This window comes from Amedibacillus sp. YH-ame10, from assembly GCF_053848885.1.
In genome coordinates, this window is the sequence record NZ_JBSPFA010000071.1 from 1 (window position 1) to 1,367 (window position 1,367).

Genomic DNA, 1,367 nt, shown 5'->3' on the forward strand with positions numbered 1-1,367 from the left:
TTCTCTAGAAAATCTTTAGGAAGCATTTCGCTATCGCATTTAATACAAGCATTCACATAAACTTTTTTCAATCCAAAACGTTTCTTTGATAAGACTTCTTCCGCAAGCCAATCAGGCATCGGATCTTCAAATCCACATTTAGTACACTTGAAGAGAATCGTATTTGATTTTTGGGAATTTCCATTTTTCATTAATTTTCTCCTGTATCCCTGGAGGGAAATAACAATCTACAAATTTCATTTCGCAACCACAACTACATAATAGAGGGTCAATACCAGTTGTGTCTATACGATATTGTCTATAAGCAGAAGTCTTTTTCAGAATCCAAGCAGCAGAGGAATGGACCATTTTACGAATGAGATTTGCGAGTTTCTTTTTCTTTGTGGCATAGCCACCAATGTAACGAATCATACGATAATTTTCATCTGGAATATGAAGCATAAGTTTTTTCATAAAAGAAACGCAAGTATCATAGACATCAACGCGTTCACCAGATGTATGGTCTTCATAATACCAAAGCACATGATCCATATCATAATTATAATCTAAGATGCGACTTTGAGCCATAACAGGACGACCAACATAGCGAATAACATAGTCGACACAGTCTTTTACATCCTTAAATTTCGAAGGAGGGCAATGAACATAAAAGCCATCAGGGTATAATTTATAAAGAGAACGTTTTAACTGTTTGAATTCAATTGTATCGATGTGTGAAGAAAGATTATCAAGAAGCTGTTTCATAAAAGAACGACGTAAAGAAGCGTAGTTGATATAAGAAAGTTTTTTGAATGAACCACATTTACGAAGTCCACCTTCAGCGAGAAGAACATGAATATGAGGATTCCAATTAAGAGGTCTACCAAAAGTATGAAGAACAAGAACGGCACAAGGAATCAAAGAATCGGATTTATTACCAGCATTACGAATTACAAAAGAAAGAGTATCGTTGACGGATTGAAAAAGGATATCGAGTAAAGAACGGTCTTCACGAAAATAATCACGTAAATCTTCGGGAATGGTAAAGACACAATGACGATGAGAACAATCAAAAACTTTTTGAAGAATATTGTGAGAACGAATTTTGGCATATTTCATACCACAAGAATTACAGAAACGAGATTTACAAGTATGCCAAAGAAAGGTGAAGTTATCACAAGAAGGACAATCATAAAGAGAATGACCAAGCTCGTGTTGATGACAAAGGATAACAGAGTTGATAGCCTTCATAACAGAAGAGCGAATTAAGTCAGGGAAAAGATGGAAGTGGTAAGTAAGCTTATGTAGGTTTTCAAAAAAGATATGAGCAATGGAAATATGACTCTCACCAGGACGATAAGAATCACAATGATTATGTTTAGAAGCAA

At 35.0% G+C, this 1,367-nt stretch carries 1 protein-coding gene; it reads right to left on the reverse strand.

Annotation, left to right across the window (positions count from 1 at the left end):
• Window positions 1–138: 138 nt before the first annotated feature.
• The coding region (locus tag ACWG42_RS14930) for an IS91 family transposase (RefSeq protein ID WP_455793359.1) at window positions 139–1,367 on the reverse strand (1,229 nt) is incomplete at its 5' end.